The organism is Microbacterium arabinogalactanolyticum, from assembly GCF_030268005.1.
Taxonomy (GTDB): Bacteria; Actinomycetota; Actinomycetes; order Actinomycetales; family Microbacteriaceae; genus Microbacterium; species Microbacterium arabinogalactanolyticum.
In genome coordinates, this window is the sequence record NZ_BRZC01000006.1 from 1 (window position 1) to 3528 (window position 3528).

Consider the following 3528-nt stretch of genomic DNA (forward strand, 5'->3'; position numbering starts at 1 on the left):
AGAAGTCCGGCGGTGTCCTACTCTCCCACAGGGTCCCCCCTGCAGTACCATCGGCGCTGTGAGGCTTAGCTTCCGGGTTCGGAATGTGACCGGGCGTTTCCCTCACGCTATGGCCGCCGAAACACTATTGACATGTATCAGGCAACATCACAACGTTATGTGTGTGTTGTTGGTTCCCGACCGTACGTCGAGAACCACAAAGTGGACGCGTTCATCTCGCAGAAGGAGTGTGTTATCAAGTCATCGGCTTATTAGTACCAGTCAGCTGCACGTGTTGCCACGCTTCCACATCTGGCCTATCAACCCAGTCGTCTGGCTGGGAGCCTCTCCACCCGAAGGTGATGGAAGTCTCATCTTGAGGCCGGCTTCCCGCTTAGATGCTTTCAGCGGTTATCCATCCCGAACGTAGCTAACCAGCGGTGCTCCTGGCGGAACAACTGGCACACCAGAGGTTCGTCCAACCCGGTCCTCTCGTACTAGGGTCAGATCCTCTCAAACTTCCTACGCGCGCAGCGGATAGGGACCGAACTGTCTCACGACGTTCTAAACCCAGCTCGCGTACCGCTTTAATGGGCGAACAGCCCAACCCTTGGGACCTACTCCAGCCCCAGGATGCGACGAGCCGACATCGAGGTGCCAAACCATGCCGTCGATATGGACTCTTGGGCAAGATCAGCCTGTTATCCCCGAGGTACCTTTTATCCGTTGAGCGACAGCGCTTCCACAAGCCACTGCCGGATCACTAGTCCCGACTTTCGTCCCTGCTCGACCTGTCAGTCTCACAGTCAAGCTCCCTTGTGCACTTACACTCGCCACCTGATTGCCAACCAGGTTGAGGGAACCTTTGGGCGCCTCCGTTACTTTTTGGGAGGCAACCGCCCCAGTTAAACTACCCACCAGGCACTGTCCCTGAACCGGATTACGGTTCGAAGTTAGATATCCAGAGTGACCAGAGTGGTATTTCAACAATGACTCCACATGAACTGGCGTCCATGCTTCAAAGTCTCCCACCTATCCTACACAAGCCACACCGAACACCAATACCAAGCTGTAGTAAAGGTCACGGGGTCTTTCCGTCCTGCTGCGCGTAACGAGCATCTTTACTCGTAGTGCAATTTCGCCGAGTTCGCGGTTGAGACAGTTGGGAAGTCGTTACGCCATTCGTGCAGGTCGGAACTTACCCGACAAGGAATTTCGCTACCTTAGGATGGTTATAGTTACCACCGCCGTTTACTGGGGCTTAAATTCTCAGCTTCGCCTTGCGGCTAACCGGTCCTCTTAACCTTCCAGCACCGGGCAGGCGTCAGTCCGTATACGTCGACTTGCGTCTTAGCACGGACCTGTGTTTTTAGTAAACAGTCGCTACCCACTAGTCTCTGCGGCCACCACACCCTTTCCGGAGCAAGTCCGTATAAGCGGGTGGCCCCCCTTCTCCCGAAGTTACGGGGGCATTTTGCCGAGTTCCTTAACCACGATTCTCTCGATCTCCTTGGTATTCTCTACCTGACCACCTGAGTCGGTTTGGGGTACGGGCGGCTTGAACCTCGCGTCGATGCTTTTCTCGGCAGCATAGGATCACCCACTTTTTATCCGCATCGTGTCTCAGCCTGTATGAGAGACGGATTTGCCTATCTCTCGGCCTACGCACTTGCACCAGGACAACCATCGCCTGGCTTGGGCTACCTTCCTGCGTCACACCTGTTAATACGCTCACGCCACCAGATGGGGTCCCGTGCTCCCTTGAACGATGCGACCCGAAGGTCACGGTGTCCAAGTTCGGACGGTTAGCACTCCTGATCTTGTGTGGGCGGTTCTTCGCCGGTACGGGAATATCAACCCGTTGTCCATCGACTACGCCTGTCGGCCTCGCCTTAGGTCCCGACTTACCCAGGGAAGATTAGCTTGACCCTGGAACCCTTGGTCTTCCGGAGGACGTGTTTCTCACACGTCTTTCGCTACTCATGCCTGCATTCTCACTCGTGTAGCGTCCACGGCTGGTTCACACCGCCGCTTCACTCGCCACACGACGCTCTCCTACCCATCAACACGGCTGGACCACGAAGGCCTACCAAAAATGTCAATGCCACAACTTCGGTGGCGTGCTTGAGCCCCGTTACATTGTCGGCGCGGAATCACTTGACCAGTGAGCTATTACGCACTCTTTCAAGGGTGGCTGCTTCTAAGCCAACCTCCTGGTTGTCTAAGCAACTCCACATCCTTTTCCACTTAGCACGCGCTTTGGGACCTTAGATGGTGGTCTGGGTTGTTTCCCTCTCGACTATGAAGCTTATCCCCCACAGTCTCACTGCTGCGCTCTCACTTACCGGCATTCGGAGTTTGGCTGACGTCAGTAACCTGGTGAGGCCCATCGGCCATCCAGTAGCTCTACCTCCGGCAAGAAACACGCAACGCTGCACCTAAATGCATTTCGGAGAGAACCAGCTATCACGAAGTTTGATTGGCCTTTCACCCCTATCCACAGCTCATCCCCTCAGTTTTCAACCTAAGTGGGTTCGGTCCTCCACGACGTCTTACCGTCGCTTCAACCTGGCCATGGATAGATCACTTCGCTTCGGGTCTAGGACATGCGACTGAATCGCCCTATTCAGACTCGCTTTCGCTACGGCTACCCCACACGGGTTAACCTCGCCACATATCACTAACTCGCAGGCTCATTCTTCAAAAGGCACGCTGTCACCCCTACTAAGGAGGCTCCAACGGTTTGTAAGCAAACGGTTTCAGGTACTATTTCACTCCCCTCCCGGGGTACTTTTCACCTTTCCCTCACGGTACTTGTCCGCTATCGGTCATCTGGGAGTATTTAGGCTTATCAGGTGGTCCTGACAGATTCACACGGGATTTCACGGGCCCCGTGCTACTTGGGATACTCTTCACGCTGCACACGACATTTCAACTACGGGGCTGGCACCCACTATGGCCCGCCTTTCAAGACGGTTCGTCTATATCGTCACATCACGTCGACCACTCGGCAGAATGATCAGAAAAGTCCCGCAACCCCGCTCCTGCAACCCCTGCCGGGTATCACACAGAAGCGGTTTAGCCTCATCCGCTTTCGCTCGCCACTACTCACGGAATCACTGTTGTTTTCTCTTCCTGTGGGTACTGAGATGTTTCACTTCCCCACGTTCCCTCTACCCGCCCTATATATTCAGGCGGGAGTCACCAGGTCGCACAAACGCCTGGCGGGGTTTCCCCATTCGGAGACCCTCGGATCAAAGTGTGCTTATCCACTCCCCGAGGCTTATCGCAGATTGCTACGTCCTTCTTCGGCTCCAGATGCCAAGGCATCCACCGTTTGCTCTTAAAGACTTGAAATCACATGAGATGAGTCAGATCCAGGAAAAGATCTGACCCGGTTTTCTTTAAGATGCTCGCGTCCACTGTGTAGTTCTCAAAGTACGGGCGGTCCCCCACCCCCACTGCCATACGGCAACAGAAGTAAGGGCCGAGAGGTTCAGAACGACCCAAACGGGCCGGCCCGGTCCCTCAGGACCCAACAGCGTGCAG

The 3528-nt window shown here is 55.0% G+C and carries 2 rRNA genes; both read right to left on the minus strand.

The features are described 5' to 3' along the window. Window positions 1–4 precede the first annotated feature (4 nt). Window positions 5–121 (minus strand): 5S ribosomal RNA (rrf, locus tag MIAR_RS11430). 110 nt (window positions 122–231) lie between these two features. After that, window positions 232–3336: ribosomal RNA gene (locus MIAR_RS11435) — 23S ribosomal RNA — on the minus strand. Between the last annotated feature and the right edge of the window lie 192 nt (window positions 3337–3528).